The organism is Pseudomonas sp. SCA2728.1_7 (assembly GCF_018138145.1).
Classification (GTDB): Bacteria; Pseudomonadota; Gammaproteobacteria; order Pseudomonadales; family Pseudomonadaceae; genus Aquipseudomonas; species Aquipseudomonas koreensis_A.
The window spans coordinates 4,627,167-4,644,504 of the sequence record NZ_CP073104.1 but is presented as its reverse complement, the minus strand read 5'-3'; the positions used below and the strand labels follow the sequence as shown (position 1 = coordinate 4,644,504).

The 17,338-nt window shown below is 58.6% G+C and carries 18 protein-coding genes and 1 pseudogene; 8 read left to right on the top strand and 11 right to left on the bottom strand.

Going from position 1 to position 17,338, the window contains the following annotated elements:
- The first annotated feature begins 147 nt into the window (after positions 1-147).
- The 3 genes and pseudogenes from KBP52_RS20735 to KBP52_RS20725 form a co-directional block, all read left to right on the top strand.
- Entirely contained in the window at positions 148-510 is a 363-nt protein-coding gene (locus KBP52_RS20735; protein WP_212620870.1) for a DUF6124 family protein, read from the top strand.
- Positions 511-611: 101 nt separating this feature from the next.
- Entirely contained in the window at positions 612-863 is a 252-nt protein-coding gene (locus KBP52_RS20730) for a helix-turn-helix domain-containing protein (protein ID WP_007913766.1), read from the top strand.
- Positions 860-1,039: pseudogene (locus KBP52_RS20725) on the top strand (HipA N-terminal domain-containing protein); the annotation flags it as partial. The gene KBP52_RS20730 and the pseudogene KBP52_RS20725, both read left to right, overlap by 4 nt.
- Positions 1,040-1,081: 42 nt before the next feature.
- Here KBP52_RS20725 and KBP52_RS20720 read toward each other — a convergent pair.
- From KBP52_RS20720 to tkt, 8 genes are all read right to left on the bottom strand, one after another.
- A complete protein-coding gene (locus KBP52_RS20720; protein WP_212620869.1) occupies positions 1,082-2,356 on the bottom strand; it encodes a type II toxin-antitoxin system HipA family toxin in 1,275 nt (424 codons plus the stop codon).
- On the bottom strand, positions 2,349-2,639 hold the full coding sequence (locus KBP52_RS20715) for a helix-turn-helix domain-containing protein (protein ID WP_249122201.1): 291 nt from the start codon (positions 2,637-2,639) through the stop codon (positions 2,349-2,351). The genes KBP52_RS20720 and KBP52_RS20715 overlap by 8 nt, the downstream gene beginning before the upstream one ends.
- A gap of 120 nt (positions 2,640-2,759) precedes the next feature.
- Entirely contained in the window at positions 2,760-3,824 is a 1,065-nt protein-coding gene (fba, locus tag KBP52_RS20710; protein ID WP_008081027.1) for a class II fructose-bisphosphate aldolase, read from the bottom strand.
- A gap of 263 nt (positions 3,825-4,087) precedes the next feature.
- Positions 4,088-4,420, bottom strand: coding sequence for an MliC family protein (locus KBP52_RS20705; RefSeq protein WP_008081029.1), 333 nt, complete (start codon positions 4,418-4,420; stop codon positions 4,088-4,090).
- 57 nt (positions 4,421-4,477) lie between these two features.
- Positions 4,478-4,699, bottom strand: coding sequence for a hypothetical protein (locus KBP52_RS20700; protein ID WP_007913756.1), 222 nt, complete (start codon positions 4,697-4,699; stop codon positions 4,478-4,480).
- A gap of 34 nt (positions 4,700-4,733) precedes the next feature.
- Entirely contained in the window at positions 4,734-5,897 is a 1,164-nt protein-coding gene (locus KBP52_RS20695; RefSeq protein ID WP_007913753.1) for a phosphoglycerate kinase, read from the bottom strand.
- Positions 5,898-5,909: 12 nt separating this feature from the next.
- Complete coding sequence (gene epd / locus KBP52_RS20690) at positions 5,910-6,962, bottom strand: erythrose-4-phosphate dehydrogenase (RefSeq protein ID WP_212620868.1); 1,053 nt, start codon at positions 6,960-6,962, stop codon at positions 5,910-5,912.
- 152 nt (positions 6,963-7,114) lie between these two features.
- Positions 7,115-9,112, bottom strand: a complete 1,998-nt coding sequence (gene tkt, locus KBP52_RS20685; protein ID WP_212620867.1) for a transketolase — start codon at positions 9,110-9,112, stop codon at positions 7,115-7,117.
- Positions 9,113-9,382: 270 nt separating this feature from the next.
- Here tkt and KBP52_RS20680 point away from each other — a divergent pair, with 270 nt between their 5' ends.
- From KBP52_RS20680 to KBP52_RS20665, 4 genes are all read left to right on the top strand, one after another.
- Positions 9,383-10,378, top strand: coding sequence for a metalloregulator ArsR/SmtB family transcription factor (locus KBP52_RS20680; RefSeq protein WP_077574856.1), 996 nt, complete (start codon positions 9,383-9,385; stop codon positions 10,376-10,378).
- 18 nt (positions 10,379-10,396) lie between these two features.
- Complete coding sequence (metK, locus tag KBP52_RS20675; RefSeq protein WP_016987231.1) at positions 10,397-11,587, top strand: methionine adenosyltransferase; 1,191 nt, start codon at positions 10,397-10,399, stop codon at positions 11,585-11,587.
- Positions 11,588-11,848: 261 nt separating this feature from the next.
- Positions 11,849-13,525 carry an NAD-dependent DNA ligase LigB gene (ligB, locus tag KBP52_RS20670; protein ID WP_212620866.1) on the top strand — a complete coding sequence of 559 codons (1,677 nt, stop codon included), beginning with the start codon at positions 11,849-11,851 and terminating at the stop codon, positions 13,523-13,525.
- A 97-nt stretch (positions 13,526-13,622) separates the two neighbouring features.
- A complete protein-coding gene (locus KBP52_RS20665; RefSeq protein ID WP_212620865.1) occupies positions 13,623-14,018 on the top strand; it encodes a DUF1090 domain-containing protein in 396 nt (131 codons plus the stop codon).
- A gap of 78 nt (positions 14,019-14,096) precedes the next feature.
- Here KBP52_RS20665 and KBP52_RS20660 read toward each other — a convergent pair whose 3' ends face one another.
- The gene (locus KBP52_RS20660; RefSeq protein ID WP_212620864.1) at positions 14,097-14,546 is read right to left on the bottom strand and encodes a cytochrome c; all 450 of its coding nucleotides are present in this window, start codon (positions 14,544-14,546) and stop codon (positions 14,097-14,099) included.
- Between the two features lie 128 nt (positions 14,547-14,674).
- Between KBP52_RS20660 and KBP52_RS20655 the strand changes: the two genes are divergently transcribed.
- Positions 14,675-15,853 carry an MltA domain-containing protein gene (locus tag KBP52_RS20655; RefSeq protein ID WP_212620863.1) on the top strand — a complete coding sequence of 393 codons (1,179 nt, stop codon included), beginning with the start codon at positions 14,675-14,677 and terminating at the stop codon, positions 15,851-15,853.
- Between the two features lie 126 nt (positions 15,854-15,979).
- On the opposite strand, the gene KBP52_RS20650 is transcribed toward KBP52_RS20655, so the two are convergent.
- Together KBP52_RS20650 and KBP52_RS20645 are read right to left on the bottom strand one after the other, a co-directional pair.
- Positions 15,980-16,363, bottom strand: a complete 384-nt coding sequence (locus tag KBP52_RS20650) for an MAPEG family protein (protein ID WP_077574861.1) — start codon at positions 16,361-16,363, stop codon at positions 15,980-15,982.
- Between the two features lie 39 nt (positions 16,364-16,402).
- The gene (locus KBP52_RS20645) at positions 16,403-17,236 is read right to left on the bottom strand and encodes an EamA family transporter (protein WP_212620862.1); all 834 of its coding nucleotides are present in this window, start codon (positions 17,234-17,236) and stop codon (positions 16,403-16,405) included.
- Between the last annotated feature and the right edge of the window lie 102 nt (positions 17,237-17,338).

Here is a 17,338-nt window from a genome sequence, read left to right as displayed (position 1 = left end):
CGGGCATAACCCGCGCTTGATGGTAGCTGTTCGCAGGGCGCCTTCGGGTGCGCCGGTCGCGTCTCCCCGGTCTACTAACCTGCGTTCAGCTGCCACCCCTTCGTTTAGTAGCGATCCGGTGTCGGCTCCATTTACCGGAGACGAAACATGATCAAATCAACGCCGCACCCGCCAGAAACAGATCCCGCATCCCCTTACGATTCCCTCGATTCCAAAAAACTCAACGACGCTGCCGAGCGCGCCCTCGACCATTACCTCAAACCCTCCGCCTTCATCATGGCCTGCACGCATAAACCCGAACCCATGTACCTCGCCAACCCGAAGTACAACACCGAATCCCTGCTGGCCAACGCCAGCGAAACCCTGGGTTCAGCCAGCGAAATGCTCAACAACTTCGCCGCCATGCTCGACACCTCACACCGCAAGACTGCGCTGGGAATTGCGCAGGTCGTCATGCTCGGTGAACTGGCGGTGAATCAGGCACTGGATCATGTCGAACTAAAGGAATAACCGCCCACAAAAAAACCCGCCTCATGGCGGGTTTCTTAAGCCAAATGGACTAAATGTTCCGCATACGCAACATCGACATCAAAATGTGCCGGTAACGCAACATGGATTACTCTCTTTTAATTACCCGTCTCGGCATTCAATTACGTGAAAAACGTATAAATCGTGGCCTGACGCAGGCGCAGCTTGCCGATCTGGCGGGACTGACACGATACAAAGTCATCGCGGTAGAGAAAGGCACCCTTTCTGTCGGCATGATCGCTTACGCGCGCGTTTTGGCTGCTTTGGACTGCGAACTCTCGGTGGTTCCAGCAACGATGCCAACCCTTGAAGAGCTTGGAGATTTATTCGAATGAAAATGTCCTCTCTTCAAGTCAGTACCCATGAAGGTAATAGCGGCAGACTGTTCAGCGATGCCGAGGATTTCACTTTCCGTTATCACGAAGATGCATCGCCACCAATGGCGATCAGCCTCTCGATGCCTGTGCGACATGACGAATTTCGTCGGCGTGAGTTGCACCCTGTATTTCAGCCTCGCGGCGGGTTCCTGAATAGCAATAAGCGCTAAAGGTAGCTAAACGTTGCTATCTCCCAATACAGGCTTACGCTTCAATCCCGACCCAACCGAGTCATTCAAGGCGACTGTACGTCCGACATCCCATTCGCGTTGCATCCCCACAAACAATTCAGCATCCACTCGGGACCGATGGGCAGCCAGTGCCTGGCTCATTGCCTCAGCTATCCGGTCGATGATCAATGCCGGCCTATCCACCGCGCAGTGTTTGCGACCGAACTCAATCAGTTGCTGGCGATCCGGGTAGTCTTTGGTTTTATTCATTTTGATTGCCAGGGTACGGTCAACCAGTGACCGCCCGGACTTCGGGTTGTAGTTTTCATAGACCGTGGTGGTCGTAACATCGTAAATCGGGGCCAACTGCACGGTTTCTGGAGCCGCGGGCTGCGTGTATATCACGCCGAAGTTCTTCAAATGTGCATCGCCATTGCGCACCATCACCGAAAGGCAGACTGACGAAAAGTATCGCTCCAGCTCCCGAATCGGATCGGCATGGCGACATACCTGGCGGATGACAGCCGCGAGGGTTTCATAGCTCTGCGAATACTTGTAATTGTCGTGAGGATCTTTGTTAAGACCCAACAGTACCGCCATGTCTTCGAAACCGAGACGGCCGGACGACGTTAGGTCAAACCGCTCCATGACAAATAGCTCACCGCTCTCGGAAAGCCAGAACGGTGGCGTTTCCAATCCTGCCAGCCTCGCCGCCTCCAGACACAGAAACTCGTTCTGGGCCAAGTGCTCATACTCCTCGGCTCCTGATTTGACGATAAGATCGGAGCTGAGCATTGTTTTTCGGCTACCGGTGAGTTTGTCCAGGTCAGGCACCAGTACCTTGGGCTGCACTCCGGAAATACCCGACTCGAAGTAGGTTTCAACCAGAAAGTTGAAAACACCCTGAGAGGCGTCGGCAGACAGAATGTCGTGCAGACCGACCTGTGCGCGCACAGCGGTAGAGGGCTCAGTCGGGTTTTCATAAGTAAGGCGCCCAATCTGATTACCGCCAATGACCGATAGCAGGCGCATTTCATCGACCTGCATATGCTTGGCCATCCGGCGCTTGATCTGATCGGCCAGAAAACCTTCGGGCACATTCATATCAAATATTGGGTGCAGTACATTGCTCACTGCGGGCGTCGGGTCATAGGGCATGACCAACGAGACTTCCCGAGACGCTTCTGCCGTCTGGTAGGCAAACGAGAACTGCGAACCTTTTGATAGCTCGCCCGCGCAGCCTTGCGGCGTCATGACGTTGAGTCGTTTGACCTTATTCATCATGCTCTACCAGATCGGCGAGCGACTTGAGATCGATTCGGTTGTCGACGATTTCAAGCGCCATGCCCAACGCGGCAATCACCCGGAACACGGTATAAAAAGCGACGTTTTCACCGGCCTCAAGATCGATGATGGTTTTGCGACTGCATTTGGCCTTATGCGCCAGCATTAGCTGACTGTAGCCCTTGGCTTTTCGCAGCTGACGAATGCGTTCGGCGAAAATCGCAGGATTATTCAGGATCAAAATGTCACCTATATGGGACTTTAAGCTGATAAAAATCATTAAAGTTCACTATAGGTGACATTTCAAGTACGGAACTCCAAGTATCGCTACCAAAAATTTCACCCACAAAAAACCCGCCTCACTGGCGGGTCTCTTATCGAAGCAGTTTAACGCTCAGGCTTAGTTAACCTTGGCGTTCAACTCACCCTTCAGATAACGCTGGTACATCGCTTCCAGCGAGATCGGTTTGATCTTCGAAGCATTACCGGCAGTACCAAACGCTTCATAACGAGCGATACACACATCACGCATCGCAGTCACGGTCGCGCCGAAGAATTTACGTGGGTCGAATTCGCTCGGGTTAGTGGCCATCAGGCGACGCATCGCACCGGTGGACGCCAGACGCAGGTCGGTGTCGATGTTGACCTTGCGCACGCCGTGCTTGATGCCTTCGACGATTTCTTCAACCGGTACGCCGTAGGTTTCTTTGATGTCGCCGCCGTACTGGTTGATGATCGCCAGCCATTCTTGTGGCACCGACGAGGAACCGTGCATCACCAGGTGGGTGTTCGGGATGCGTTTGTGGATTTCCTTGATGCGGTCGATCGCCAGCACGTCGCCGGTCGGTGGCTTGGTGAACTTGTAGGCGCCGTGGCTGGTGCCGATGGCGATGGCCAGGGCATCGACTTGGGTGCGTTTGACGAAGTCAGCGGCTTCTTCCGGGTCGGTCAGCATTTGGCTGTGATCCAGAACGCCTTCGGCGCCGATGCCGTCTTCTTCACCGGCCATGCCGGTTTCCAGCGAACCCAGGCAGCCCAGCTCGCCTTCTACCGAGACGCCGCAGGCGTGCGCCATGGCCACGGTTTGCTGGGTAACGCGGACGTTGTAGTCGTAGTCGGTCGGCGTCTTGCCGTCTTCGCCGAGGGAGCCGTCCATCATCACCGAGCTGAAGCCCAGTTGAATCGAGCGCTGGCAGACGTCAGGGCTGGTGCCGTGGTCCTGGTGCATGCACACCGGGATGTGCGGGAATTCTTCGATCGCGGCGAGGATCAGGTGACGCAGGAAAGGCGCGCCGGCGTATTTACGGGCGCCGGCCGAAGCCTGGACGATCACCGGGGAGTCAGTCTTGTCAGCGGCTTCCATGATGGCGCGCATCTGCTCAAGGTTGTTGACGTTGAAGGCTGGAACGCCGTAGCCGAATTCGGCTGCGTGGTCCAACATCTGGCGCATGCTGATAAGTGCCATTGTGTGTGTCTCTCCCGGTTGAGGGTCGTTAATCGTGCCAGCCTGCCGGAGCGGCGGCGGCTATTCAAGTGATTGCAGATCGGGGGTTGAGGCCCGGTCTGGTGATTCGGTGTTACCAAAGTCTTGTTAACAACAAAGAACCCCTGTGGGAGCGAGCCTGCTCGCGAAAACGGTCTGACAGACACTGCATCAGCGACGGCAAGATTGCCTTCGCGAGCAGGCTCGCTCCCACATTAGGATCTCCGTACATCAATTCAATCGTGCTACTCGGCTTTGCAGCCGCGGCCGATCAGGTCATTGGTGGCGACCCAGTACACCAGGCCTTCCTCTCCCTTGACGTGAAACGCCAACATGCCGTCGCTGTACAGCGTGCCCGAGGCGCCCGGCTCTTCTTTCAGGCGATAGACCTGATCACCGCCACCCAGTCGCACATCGACTTCCTTCTGGCCGGCATCTGCGTAACGCCACAGCACTTTGGCCTGGCTGTCGCAGGTCCAGGTCGTCCAGTTATCCGCCGGAGCAGACGACTGAAACAGGTTCAACTGCGCGCAACCGCCCAACAATGCCAACGCCGCAATGGCGATCAAGCCTTTCATCCGTGTTCCTCGACTGACGGCACACGCCGCCAGCCCTGAGTTAAAGAGTCAGACCCGTCAAGGACAACCATGTTCCTTGGCCGGGGTTTGCGTCTCGTATTTGTCCAGACCGTCCGGCCCCGAGCGCTTGTTCAGCACCGGGTTGGTTTCGGCCTGCCAGTCGGCCTGATAGCAGCCCTTCTGCGACTCGCTCGGCGCCGGCGTGGCTTCGGCCTTCGGGTTACTCCCGCAGGCCGCCAGCGTACCGGTCAGCAACAACAGCGCTAACGACTTGACCATGTAAACACTCCTTTGCCTGGCCAAACGGGCGGCCTCAGGCCTTGGCCCGGCTTTCCAGGACTTCAACGGCTGGCAGCACTTTGCCCTCGACGAATTCGAGGAACGCGCCACCGCCGGTGGAAATGTAGGAGATTTGCTCAGCCACGCCATATTTATCGATCGCAGCCAGAGTGTCGCCACCGCCAGCAATGGAGAACGCCGAGCTTTCAGCGATGGCTTGCGCCAACACTTTAGTGCCGTTACCGAACTGGTCGAATTCGAACACGCCGACCGGACCGTTCCACAGAATGGTTTTCGACGATTTCAGCAGTTCGGCGAAATTGGCTGCGGTTTGCGGGCCGATGTCCAGAATCATGTCATCAGCGGCGACGTCAGCGATCAGCTTGACGGTGGCCTCAGCGGTTTCGGCGAATTCTTTGGCGACTACTACGTCAACCGGCAGTGGCACGCTGACTTTGGCAGCGATGGCACGCGCGGTGTCGAGCAGATCCGGTTCGTACAGCGACTTGCCAACCGGGTGGCCGGCCGCCGCGAGGAAGGTGTTGGCGATGCCGCCGCCGACGATCAGTTGATCGCAGATCTGGCTCAGGCTGTTGAGCACGTCGAGTTTGGTCGACACCTTGGAGCCGGCAACGATAGCCGCCATTGGCTGAGCCGGTGCGCCCAGGGCTTTGCCCAGTGCGTCCAGTTCAGCGGCCAGCAGCGGGCCAGCAGCAGCGACTTTGGCGAACTTGGCCACGCCGTGGGTCGAACCCTCAGCGCGGTGAGCGGTGCCGAAAGCGTCCATCACAAACACGTCGCACAGGGCGGCGTATTGCTGGGCCAGTTCGTCAGCGTTCTTTTTCTCGCCTTTGTTGAAGCGCACGTTTTCGAACAGCACGATGTCGCCGGCCTTGACGTCAACGCCACCGAGGTAATCAGCCACCAGTGGCACTTCGCGGCCCAAGGCCTTGCTCAGGTAGTCAGCGACAGGCTTGAGGCTGTTCTCGGCGGAAAACTCGCCTTCGGTCGGACGGCCAAGGTGCGAGCAGACCATCACCGCCGCGCCTTTTTCCAGGGCCAGCTTGATGGTCGGCAGCGAAGCCAGGATACGCGCATCGCTGGTGACAACACCGTCCTTGACTGGGACGTTGAGGTCTTCGCGGATCAATACGCGCTTACCTTGCAGATCGAGGTCGGACATCTTCAACACGGTCATGGGTCGCACTTCCTACGGTTTTTTTGAAGTTGCTGTTTGCAGATAGTGTTCTGCAACGTCCAGCATTCGGTTGGCAAAACCCCACTCGTTGTCGAACCAGGCCAGGATGTTCACCAGTTTGGGGCCGGAAACACGGGTCTGACTGGCATCGACAATGGCCGAATGTGGGTCATGGTTGAAATCACAACTGGCGTGCGGCAGCTCGGTATAAGCGAGCAGACCTTTGAGCGGGCCATGGGTGGCGGCCTCGCGCAGGATCCGGTTGACCTCATTGGCGTCAGTCGCGGTGGCGGTCTGCATCGTGATGTCGAGGCAGGACACGTTGACCGTCGGCACGCGTACGGCTTTGGCCTGAATTCGCCCGGCAAGTTCCGGCAGCAGGCGCTCGATACCACGCGCCAGACCAGTGGACACCGGGATCACCGACTGGAACGCCGAACGGGTGCGGCGCAGGTCTTCGTGGTGATAGGCGTCGATCACTGGCTGATCGTTCATCGCCGAGTGAATGGTGGTGATCGACACATAATCGAGGCCGATCGCCTTGTCGAGCAGACGCAACAGCGGCACGCCGCAGTTGGTGGTGCAGGAGGCGTTGGACACCAGCAGTTCGTCGCCGGTCAGGCAATCCTGATTGACGCCGTAGACGATGGTGGCGTCGACATCTGCCTCGCTGGCCATCGGCTGCGAGAACAACACGCGTGGCGCGCCAGCGTCGAGAAAGCGCTGGCCGTCGGCACGGGTGTTATAGGCACCGGAGCATTCCAGCACCAGATCGACGCCGAGTGACGCCCAATCGATGCCTTCGGGGGTGGCACTGCGCAGGACCTTCACGCAGTCGCCATTAATATGCAGACAATCGCCGTCTACTCGCACTTCGCCCGGAAAACGGCCATGGGTGGAGTCGAAGCGTGTCAGGTATTCGATGCTGGCCATGTCCGCCAGATCGTTGATCGCGACAATTTCAAACCCGGCTTCTTCGCCTCGCTCAAACAACGCACGCAAGACGCAACGACCAATCCGGCCGTAGCCGTTGAGTGCAACTTTGTAGAGACGCGGTTGAGGCATGGGGTTCTCGATTACCGTGGTGAATCACAAAGCTCTTTATTGTCTGAACCGACGCTATCGCGAGCAGGCTCACTCCTACACGGGCAACGTAAAACCCTGTAGGAGTGAGCCTGCTCGCGATGGCGTCAGCCCGGACAACACAACTGTCGGACTTAGTCTTCCAGCAGTTCTTCAGCCTGACCCAGGATGTTTTCCAGGGTGAAGCCGAACTCTTCGAACAGTGCCGAAGCCGGAGCCGATTCGCCGTAAGTGGTCATGCCGATCACGCGACCTTCCAGACCCACGTACTTGAACCAGAAGTCGGCGTGAGCCGCTTCGATGGCGATACGTGCGCTGACCTGCAACGGCAGCACGGCTTGCTTGTAGCCGGCGTCCTGAGCATCGAACACGCTGGTGCACGGCATGGAAACCACACGCACCTTGCGGCCTTGCTCGGTCAGTTTGTCGTAAGCCTGAACCGCCAGACCCACTTCCGAACCGGTCGAAATCAGGATCAGCTCAGGCTCGCCTGCGCAGTCCTTCAACACGTAACCGCCACGGCTGATGTCGGCAATCTGGCCGGCATCGCGTTCCTGATGCTGCAGGTTCTGACGCGAGAAGATCAGCGCCGATGGGCCGTCCTTGCGCTCCAGAGCGTTTTTCCAGGCCACGGCCGATTCAACGGCATCGGCTGGACGCCAGGTGTCGAGGTTCGGTGTGGTACGCAGGCTGGTCAATTGCTCGATCGGCTGGTGCGTCGGGCCGTCTTCGCCCAGACCGATGGAGTCGTGGGTGTAGACGTGGATGACTTGCTTCTTCATCAGCGCCGACATGCGTACGGCGTTGCGCGCATATTCCATGAACATCAGGAAGGTCGCGCCGTAAGGCACCAGGCCGCCGTGCAGGGTCACGCCGTTCATGATCGCGGTCATGCCGAATTCGCGCACGCCGTAATACATGTAGTTGCCGCTGGCATCTTCAGCGCTGACGCCTTTGCAACCTTTCCACAGGGTCAGGTTGGAACCGGCCAGGTCAGCGGAGCCGCCAAGCAGTTCCGGCAACAGCGGGCCGAAGGCGTTCAGGGTGTTCTGGCTGGCTTTACGGCTGGCAATGGTTTCGCCTTTGGCCGCAACTTCAGCGATGTAAGCCGAAGCTTTTTCCGAGAAGTCAGCTGGCAGCTCACCGCTCAGACGACGCACCAGTTCGTTGGCTTCGGTCGGGAATGCAGCGGAGTAGGCAGCGAAACGCTGATCCCACTCGGCTTCAGCCGCGCGACCTTTTTCCTTGGCATCCCACTCGGAATAGATGTCAGCCGGGATTTCGAACGGGCCGTGGTTCCAGTTCAGCGCCTTGCGGGTCAGCGCGATTTCCGCGTCGCCCAGTGGAGCGCCGTGGCAGTCTTCTTTGCCCTGCTTGTTCGGCGAGCCGAAACCGATGGTGGTCTTGCAGCAGATCAGGGTCGGCAGCGGGCTCTTGCGCGCGGTTTCGATGGCAGTCTTGATCTCTTCCGGGTCGTGACCGTCAACGTTGCGGATCACTTGCCAGTTGTAGGCTTCGAAACGCTTCGGGGTGTCATCGGTGAACCAGCCTTCGACTTCGCCGTCGATGGAGATGCCGTTGTCATCGTAGAAAGCGATCAGCTTGCCCAGACCCAGCGTACCGGCCAAGGAAGCAACTTCGTGGGAAATGCCTTCCATCATGCAGCCATCGCCCAGGAACACGTAGGTGTGGTGGTCGACGATATTGTGGCTCGGACGGTTGAACTGCGCTGCCAGAACTTTTTCAGCCAAGGCGAAACCGACGGCGTTGGCCAGACCCTGACCCAGTGGGCCGGTGGTGGTTTCAACGCCCGGGGTGTAACCGAATTCCGGGTGACCCGGGGTGCGGCTGTGCAGTTGACGGAACTGCTTGAGGTCTTCGATCGACAGGTCGTAACCGGTCAGGTGCAGCAGCGAGTAGATCAACATCGAGCCATGGCCGTTGGACAGCACGAAGCGGTCACGGTCGGCGAACGATGGATTGCTCGGGTTGTGCTTGAGGTAGTCGCGCCAAAGCACTTCGGCAATATCTGCCATACCCATTGGGGCACCGGGATGGCCGCTGTTGGCTTTTTGCACGGCATCCATGCTGAGGGCACGAATGGCGTTGGCACGCTCACGACGGCTAGGCATCGCTGATCTCCTGGGTTCTGGTAAGTCGAAACGGAAAAAAGGAGGGCATTTTCCCTCACCGGAGCGCCTCGGGGCAATGACAGATAGTCATCGAGGGGCGTTTTTCCAATGGATAGCGGCGCTTTCTGTTGGTGAAACCTTTCCGCTACTCGTTTGTAGAGTTAACCGGTGAGTGAGAAGTGCAATAAAAAGCGCCATTGATCGAGCAATATCAAAACTTTTTGATATTGGCCTTGCGATGAATTCCCCCCATCACTAGACTGCGGCCCTATGAATTTACGCGTGCCTTCCATTCGCCATGACGATTGCGACGAGCTGGCGGCCCTGTGCAAGGCCGGCGGCGATCCGTTGCGGCTGAATGTCTTGCGCGCGCTGGCCAACGATTCGTTCGGTGTTCTCGAGCTGGCGCAGATTTTCGGCATCGGTCAGTCCGGCATGAGTCATCACCTCAAGGTACTGGCACAAGCCGACCTGGTGGCGACGCGCCGCGAAGGCAACGCGATTTTCTATCGCCGCGCCCTGCCCCACACCGAACTGCTCGGCGGCAAGTTGCACGCGGCATTGTTAGAAGAAGTCGACAATCTGGATCTGCCTGACGACGTGCAAGCGCGCATCGAGCAGGTTCACGGCCAACGTGCCGCGGCCAGTCAGGACTTTTTCGCCCGGGTGGCGGAGAAATTCCGTGCCCAGCAAGACTTGATCGCAGGCCTGCCGCAGTACCGTGACAGCGTGCTGGCCCTGCTCGACAAACTGAACTTCGATGGTGCTGCCACGGCCATTGAAGTCGGCCCCGGCGATGGTGCTTTTCTGCCGGAACTGGCCCGCCGCTTCGGCACCGTAACCGCGCTGGACAACAGCCCGGCGATGCTCGAACTGGCGCGTCAGGTATGCGAACGTGAACAGCTGGCTAACGTCAGCCTGCAATTGGCCGATGCATTGAATGGCACCAGCCTCAAGGCCGATTGCGTGGTGTTGAACATGGTGTTGCACCATTTCGCCGCGCCGGCCGATGCGCTCAAGCACATGGCCGACCTGCTGCAACCGGGCGGTAGCCTGCTCGTGACAGAGTTATGTAGCCACAACCAGAGTTGGGCCAGGGAGGCCTGCGGTGATCTGTGGTTGGGGTTTGAACAGGACGATTTGGCCCGTTGGGCCACCGCTGCGGGACTCGTTCCCGGGGAAAGCCTCTATGTAGGCTTACGTAATGGTTTCCAGATCCAGGTTCGCCATTTTCAGCGACCGACTGGCGACACTCACCATCGGTAAATTCAGGAAAACATCGAGATGAGCGAATACTCCCTCTTCACCTCCGAGTCCGTGTCCGAAGGGCATCCGGACAAAATCGCCGACCAGATTTCCGATGCGGTGCTGGACGCCATCATTACCCAGGACAAACACGCACGCGTTGCCGTGGAAACTCTGGTCAAGACTGGCGTGGCCATCGTTGCCGGTGAAGTGACCACCAGCGCCTGGGTCGATCTGGAAGAGATCGTGCGTAACGTGATTCTCGACATCGGCTATAACAGCTCCGACGTCGGCTTCGACGGCGCGACCTGCGGCGTGATGAACATCATTGGCAAGCAATCCCCGGACATCAACCAGGGTGTTGACCGTGCCAAGCCTGAAGATCAGGGCGCCGGCGACCAGGGCCTGATGTTCGGCTACGCCAGCAACGAAACCGACGTTTTGATGCCAGCACCGATTACCTTCTCGCACCAGTTGGTACAGCGCCAGGCCGAAGCCCGTAAATCGGGTCTGCTGCCTTGGCTGCGTCCGGACGCCAAGTCGCAAGTGACTTGCCGTTACGAAGGCGGCAAGGTTGTCGGTATCGACGCTGTAGTTCTGTCGACCCAGCACAACCCTGAAGTGTCGTACAAAGACCTGCGCGAAGGCGTGATGGAGCTGATCGTCAAGCACGTGCTGCCTGCCGAACTGCTGAGCAAAGACACCCAGTTCCACATCAACCCGACCGGCCAGTTCATCATTGGCGGCCCGGTAGGTGACTGCGGCCTGACCGGTCGCAAGATCATCGTCGACAGCTACGGCGGCATGGCCCGTCACGGCGGCGGCGCGTTCTCCGGTAAAGATCCATCGAAGGTTGACCGCTCGGCTGCCTACGCTGGCCGTTATGTCGCCAAGAACATCGTCGCGGCCGGCCTGGCCGAGCGTTGCGAGATTCAGGTTTCCTACGCGATCGGTGTGGCTCAGCCTACGTCGATCTCGTTGAACACCTTCGGCACCGGCAAGATCAGTGATGACAAGATCGTCAAACTGGTGCGTGAAGTGTTCGACCTGCGTCCATACGCAATCACCACCATGCTCGATCTGCTGCACCCGATGTACCAGGAAACTGCAGCGTACGGCCACTTCGGTCGCACGCCAGAGACCAAGACCGTTGGCGAAGACACCTTCACCACGTTCACCTGGGAAAAAACCGACCGCGCCGACGCCCTGCGTTCTGCTGCTGGTCTGTAAGACTTTCCCCGCGGTACAAAAAAGCCCCGCACGGTTAGCGCCGTTCGGGGCTTTTTCATGCCTGAAACCGGGAGTTCAACTCAGAACGTTCAGGTCGATGCATATCCAGCAAACCACTCGGTCAGTCCCCTCTCCCTCCGGGAGAGGGTTAGGGTGAGGGGCTGTTTTCACTGCACAGAAACAAGCCGTAAAACACCCATCCGGCGGAGTAGATATCTTCGCCTAACCTTCAAACATTCCCCTTGAGCAAGGACGCTCACGATGCTTGCCACGCTGCGCCTGTTATTTATTTTCCTGCTGATGCCCGCAACATTCAGCGCGCAAGCCACCTGCCCAAACTGGCCCGCTGCACACGCCCAACGCGAAATCGGCGCCCTGCAAAAACAGATCGACCATTGGGACGACACTTATCACCGCGAAGGCCGCTCGCTGATTGCCGACGAACTTTACGATCAGTCGCGTCTGCGCTTGAGCCAGTGGCGGCAGTGCTTCGATTTGCCGTCCGCGCCCGAGCCTTTGCGCACGGCCTCGGGCTCAATCGCACACCCCATCGCCCATACCGGTCTGGATAAGGTGCATGACGCAGCCGCCGTGGAAACGTGGCTGCGCGACCGCCAGGATGTCTGGGTACAACCTAAAATCGATGGCGTCGCAGTGACACTGATTTACCGCGCGGGCGTTTTGCATCAGGCCATCAGTCGCGGTGACGGGGTGCGTGGCCAAGACTGGACGCCGTCAGCACAGAAGATCGGCGCTATCCCTCAACGCCTGTCACAACCATTGGATCTGCTGGTGCAAGGTGAACTCTACTGGCGCTTGAATGAACACGTGCAAGCCCGCTCCGGCAGCGTCAACGCCCGTGCCACCGTTGCCGGACTGATGAACCGCAAATCCTTCACTGCAGAACAAGCCGCCGGGATCGGGCTGTTCGCTTGGGACTGGCCACAAGGGCCTGTGGATTTGCCCGAACGGATTTCACGATTGGCAGCGCTGGGCTTTGCCACAACTGAACCGTACAGCCAGCCCGCCAGTGATTTCGCAGAGGCACAGAAATGGCGCGAGCACTGGTATCGCTCGCCTCTGCCATTTGCCACCGACGGTGTGGTGTTGCGCCAGAGTCTGCGCCCGCCTGCTGAGCGCTGGCAGGCTCGCGCACCGTACTGGGCGGTCGCCTGGAAGTACCCGTTTGCTCAGGCATTGGCTGAAGTCCGCAAGGTCAATTTCAAGATCGGTCGCACCGGCCGCATCACACCGGTGATCGAGCTGATCCCGGTCACACTCGATGACCGCGAAATCAAACGAGTCAGCGCCAGTTCGTTGAAGCGCTGGCAAGAGCTGGACATTCGCCCCGGCGATCAGGTTGCGATCAGCCTCGCCGGCCTGACCATTCCTCGGCTCGACAGTGTTGTACTGCGCACCACCGAACGCACAGATATCGATATCCCCAACGCCGATGACTTCCACGCCCTGAGCTGCTGGCAACCGACCCACGGTTGTGAAAGCCAGTTTCTCGCCCGTTTGACCTGGCTCAGCGGTAAAAACGGGCTGGCGATGCAACATGTCGGTCGTGGCACTTGGGAGAAACTTTTCGAAACAGGCCGCGTGAACAACCTGCTGGATTGGTTGACCCTCGACGCGCCAGAGCTTGCTAACATTGCCGGCTTCGGCGAACGCAGCAGCGAACGCCTGATGAACAGTTTTCACAGCGCGCGCCAACGGCCCTTCGCCCAATGGCTCAAAGCCCTGGGCTTGCCGCCAACCGGTCAGGCACAACTGCCTGATTCGTGGCAGGCGCTGGCACAACGTGACACCGAACAATGGCAGGCCGAAGCCGGTATCGGCCCGGGACGTGCGGCGCAACTGAGCGCATTCTTTCGCGATCCGCAGGTACTGGCTTTGAGCGAAACCTTACATGCCGCCGGAATCGACGGTTTCTGACTACGCAATCCCGGCGCGCCGGGAACCCATCGGCCACCTAGGCGCTCCAACTGCGCAGTGCCTGACCGACCCGATTGCCTTTGCACATGGAGCTTTTATGAAATTTCTCGCACCGCTCGCCATGCTCACTCTTTGCGGCATGCTGGCCGCCCCCGTCATGGCCGACGAAGACGCCCCGGGCTTGACCGGTTGCGCTGCCAAGAAGCAGGGCATCATGAATCAGATCGAACAGGCCAAGTCGCGCGGTAACGCCGATCAGCAGGCAGGCCTGGAAACGGCCTTGCGTGAAGTGACCGAACACTGCACCGACGCCGGCCTGAAGAAAGAACGCGAAAACAAGGTGCTCGAAGCCAAGCACGAAGTGAGCAAGCGTCAGGCTGATCTCGACAAGGCCATGAAGAAAGGCGACCCGGAAAAGATCAACAAGCGCAAAGACAAACTGGCCGAGTCGCGCAAAGAACTGCAGGATGCGCTGGACGAAATCGATAAGTAAAAATCAAAAGATCGCAGCCTGCGGCAGCTCCTGCATTGATCAGGGTAGGAGCTGCCGCAGGCTGCGATCTTTTAACTATCAATGATCGCGAAACTGTTTATGGCAAGCGCTGCAGGCATCCTCAACTTTCTGCACCGCCGGCCCAAGGTTGCTGGCCTTGTATGGCTGAACCTGACTGGCGATCACCAATTCACCGGTGGCCGCTTCAAGGGTGCGGGTCATTTCCTGAAACTGCGCCTGCTTCTGCCAGACATCGTCCTTGGCGCTGGTGTGATCTTCTTCGCGAACCTGCGGAAAATGCTTCCACGGTTCATGGGACAGCGCATCGAGCTTGACCGCGCCTTCGGCGAACTTCGGCCCGTCGAACGGAATGCGTCCACGCAACATGCCGCCCAGGTCTTCGCCGGTCTTGAGCATCTGTTTGAAAATGGCCTTGCGCTGGCCCAGCGGAGAATTCGGATCGACACCGCCACAGGCGGACAAGGTCAGACAGGCCAGCAATACAACAGCAATGCGTTTAAGAGTCATGGTGGCTTCAGGTCACGGAATTCGGCGGCCAGTATCCTCGCGTCACCACCAAACACCAATAGCCCTATTAAAAATACGGGTTGTTCGAGCGCATGGAGCACTCAGACAACCGGCACAGGAATCACTCCATGAACAGCCGTCTCAAGGCCTGGTTTCACCCGCTCATAGCCACCCTTCCAGTGTTGGCAATTCTCGCCGGCTGCACCGGTGGCGAAACCGCCAAGCCAAAAACCCACGCGCTGGCCACTTATTCCAGCGCGACCTGGGAAGCCTTGCCGGCGGTATCCGATAGCGATCTGGTCGCCGGTTTCGGTTCGTGGCGCAGCGCGTGCGCCCGACTCAAGGCAGATGCGGTCTGGAGCACTACCTGCGCAGCAGCGGCCAATGTTCCGCAGAGCGCCTCCGAGATTCGTGCGTTTCTCAAACAGAATCTCGATGTCTACGGCCTACGCGCTGAAAACGACAACCCCAACGGTTTGATCACCGGCTACTACGAGCCGGTCTACCCCGGCAGCCTGACGCCCACCGACGCGGCCAACGTGCCGGTGTATGGCGTGCCGGAAGACATGATCATCGTCTCGCTCGACAGCATCTATCCCGAACTCAAAGGCAAACGCCTGCGCGGTCGCCTCGAAGGCCGCGTGCTGAAGCCATACGACGATGCCGCGACCATCGAATCCAAAGGTGTGAAAGCCCCGGTGGTTGCCTACCTGACTGACCCGATGAATCTGCAATTTCTACAGATACAGGGTTCCGGACGGATTCAGACCGAGGACGGCAAACAACTGCGCATTGCCTACGCCGATCAGAACGGCCATCCATACCGGCCGATTGGCCGCTGGCTGGTCGAACAAGGTGAGCTGAAGAAAGAAGACGTGACCATGAACGCGATCAGCAATTGGGCCAAAGCCAATCCGTCGCGCATCCCCGAACTGTTGGGTAGCAACCCGAGTTATGTGTTCTTCACCCGCAACCCGGACAGCAATGAAGGCCCGCGCGGTTCGCTGAACGTACCGTTGACTGCCGGCTACAGCGCGGCGGTGGATCGCAAGGTGATTCCGTTGGGCAGTCTGTTGTGGCTGTCGACCACAAAACCGGATGGCACGGCACTGGTGCGCCCGGTGGCGGCGCAGGACACCGGCGGCGCGATTGCCGGCGAGGTGCGTGCGGATCTGTTTTGGGGCACCGGGGAGGCGGCCGGGCAACTGGCCGGGGACATGAAACAGCAAGGGCAGATCTGGATGCTCTGGCCAAAAGGCGCGGCGTTGCCGCAAGTGCCACAGGTGGCCGATACAGAGAAGAAGTAAGCCTTGGAATCTGCTGAGGTAATCAGATAGCTATCGCGAGCAGGCTCACTCCTACAGGGGAACGCATTCCAAAATGTAGGAGTGAGCCTGCTCGCGATGAGGCCATCAGCAACACCAGTAAAATAATCAGACCGACACAAAGAAGAACGAAGCAATCAGCCCCATCCCCACAAACCAGACCAGTGAACGCAGGATCGCCCAGTCCGCCAGGTAGCAGATGATGTACAGCAGGCGACTGGTAATAAACATCACCGCCAGCACATTGACCGTCACCAACTGCGCGGTTCCCACCAGGTGCGCGACGATCACCGCCGCTGCAAACGCCGGCATCACTTCAAAGCTGTTCAGTTGCGCCGCGTGCGCCCGACGGGCCACACCGTTGAGGCTTTCAAGAAAGTCACGCGGATCGTGGTTGTCACTCAACCGGTAGCCGCCCACGGCTTTCGCCACGCCAGTGCAGACATACGGCAGAAAAATCGCAATCAACACACACCACAGAGCCACCGTCATAACGCCGTCCTTTTTTCGAGTTATAGAATTCGCGGGCCGTTAGAACTTCATCACCAGCATGCCGATCAGTACCAACCCACAGGCTAAGAGCCGCGGACGGCCGAAAGGTTCTTTCAAGTAGCGCATGCCGAACAGCACCACCAGAATCACGCTGATCTCACGCAATGCCGCCGCCTCGGCAATCGAGCCCAATTGCATCGCCCATAGCACCAGAGCGTAGCTGGCCAATACGCAGACGCCCACCGCCAACCCCAGCTTCCATTGCTCACGCCAGAACAACATGAACGCCGGACGCTTGGCGACCCACGCCAACAGCGGAAACGGCCAGGCGCTGAGCAGCGTGACCCAGACCAGATAATCCAAAGGATGCGACCAACGCCGCAACGCCTGGCCATCGATGTAGGTATAGCAACCGATGCACAGGCCAATCAGCGCCACCACCGGCAGCATCGACCACGGCAAATGCTTGCCGCCACCGCCCTGCCACAGCAGACAAATCATGCCGAACGGGATCAGCATGATGCCGAAGATTTGCTGCGTGGTGAGCACTTCACCGGCGAAGATCAGGGTCAGCGCCAGCACTACCAGCGGCGACAAACCACGCATCAGTGGATAGACCAACCCGAGATCGCCGACCCGATACGCCTGAATCAGCAGGTAGCGATACAGCAATTCAAACGCTGCCGACGCCAGAATCCACGGCCAGATTTCCATGGGCGGCAAGCTCACGAATGGCAACGCGATAGCGACGACCAGCAGCGCCACGGTGTCCATGCACGCCACCACCAGCAACCGCTCGGCGCTGAACTTGATTAACGTATTCCACGTCGCATGCAACAGCGCCGCCATCAATACCAACCCCGTCGCCAGCACGTCTTACCCCTTATTTTTATGAGTCCCCATGTAGAAGCTGCCGCAGGCTGCGATCTTTTGATTTTTAACAGCAAGATCAAAAGATCGTCCGAACGCGGCCCG

Excerpts from the sequence above, each read along its gene's own strand:
- KBP52_RS20730 (WP_007913766.1), top strand. The coding sequence starts at position 612 with ATGGATTACTCTCTTTTAATTACCCGTCTCGGCATTCAATTACGTGAA.
- metK (WP_016987231.1), top strand. The coding sequence starts at position 10,397 with ATGAGCGAATACTCCCTCTTCACCTCCGAGTCCGTGTCCGAAGGGCAT.
- tkt (WP_212620867.1), bottom strand. The coding sequence starts at position 9,112 with ATGCCTAGCCGTCGTGAGCGTGCCAACGCCATTCGTGCCCTCAGCATG.
- KBP52_RS20715 (WP_249122201.1), bottom strand. The coding sequence starts at position 2,639 with ATGATTTTTATCAGCTTAAAGTCCCATATAGGTGACATTTTGATCCTG.
- KBP52_RS20650 (WP_077574861.1), bottom strand. The coding sequence starts at position 16,363 with ATGACGGTGGCTCTGTGGTGTGTGTTGATTGCGATTTTTCTGCCGTAT.
- KBP52_RS20705 (WP_008081029.1), bottom strand. The coding sequence starts at position 4,420 with ATGAAAGGCTTGATCGCCATTGCGGCGTTGGCATTGTTGGGCGGTTGC.
- ligB (WP_212620866.1), top strand. The coding sequence starts at position 11,849 with ATGCTTGCCACGCTGCGCCTGTTATTTATTTTCCTGCTGATGCCCGCA.
- KBP52_RS20735 (WP_212620870.1), top strand. The coding sequence starts at position 148 with ATGATCAAATCAACGCCGCACCCGCCAGAAACAGATCCCGCATCCCCT.
- KBP52_RS20720 (WP_212620869.1), bottom strand. The coding sequence starts at position 2,356 with ATGAATAAGGTCAAACGACTCAACGTCATGACGCCGCAAGGCTGCGCG.
- fba (WP_008081027.1), bottom strand. The coding sequence starts at position 3,824 with ATGGCACTTATCAGCATGCGCCAGATGTTGGACCACGCAGCCGAATTC.
- epd (WP_212620868.1), bottom strand. The coding sequence starts at position 6,962 with ATGCCTCAACCGCGTCTCTACAAAGTTGCACTCAACGGCTACGGCCGG.
- KBP52_RS20655 (WP_212620863.1), top strand. The coding sequence starts at position 14,675 with ATGAACAGCCGTCTCAAGGCCTGGTTTCACCCGCTCATAGCCACCCTT.
- KBP52_RS20665 (WP_212620865.1), top strand. The coding sequence starts at position 13,623 with ATGAAATTTCTCGCACCGCTCGCCATGCTCACTCTTTGCGGCATGCTG.
- KBP52_RS20695 (WP_007913753.1), bottom strand. The coding sequence starts at position 5,897 with ATGACCGTGTTGAAGATGTCCGACCTCGATCTGCAAGGTAAGCGCGTA.
- KBP52_RS20700 (WP_007913756.1), bottom strand. The coding sequence starts at position 4,699 with ATGGTCAAGTCGTTAGCGCTGTTGTTGCTGACCGGTACGCTGGCGGCC.
- KBP52_RS20680 (WP_077574856.1), top strand. The coding sequence starts at position 9,383 with ATGAATTTACGCGTGCCTTCCATTCGCCATGACGATTGCGACGAGCTG.
- KBP52_RS20660 (WP_212620864.1), bottom strand. The coding sequence starts at position 14,546 with ATGACTCTTAAACGCATTGCTGTTGTATTGCTGGCCTGTCTGACCTTG.